Source organism: Myxococcaceae bacterium JPH2, assembly GCA_016458225.1.
Taxonomy (GTDB): domain Bacteria; phylum Myxococcota; class Myxococcia; order Myxococcales; family Myxococcaceae; genus Citreicoccus.
Genome location: JAEMGR010000138.1, coordinates 1 through 368, shown reverse-complemented (window position 1 = coordinate 368; position 368 = coordinate 1). Strand labels below are relative to the sequence as shown.

At 70.7% G+C, this 368-nt stretch carries 1 protein-coding gene; it reads left to right on the top strand.

Translation table 11 applies throughout. The features are described from left to right. On the top strand, positions 1-368 hold a 368-nt coding region (locus JGU66_36470), incomplete at both ends, for an AMP-binding protein (GenBank protein MBJ6766272.1).

The following is a 368-nucleotide window of genomic DNA, read 5'->3' as shown; positions in this document are numbered from 1 at the left end:
TCAACCTCTACGGGCCCTCCGAGGACACCACCTACTCCACCTTCTCCCTCGTCTCTCGCGACGAGACGCCTCTCATCGGCAGGCCCCTCTCCAACACCCGCGCCTACGTCCTCGACCCCTCCCTGCTCCCCGTCCCCATCGGCGTCGCGGGCGAGCTCTTCCTCGCGGGCGAGGGCCAGGCGCGTGGCTACCTGCTGCGCCCCGAGCTCACCGCAGAGCGCTTCATCCCCGTCCCCTTCGGCCCGCCCGGCAGCCGCATGTACCGCACCGGCGACCGCGTCCGTTTCCTCCACGACGGCCGCCTCGAGTACCTCGGCCGCATCGACTTCCAGGTGAAGGTCCGCGGCTTCCGCATCGAGCTCGGCGAA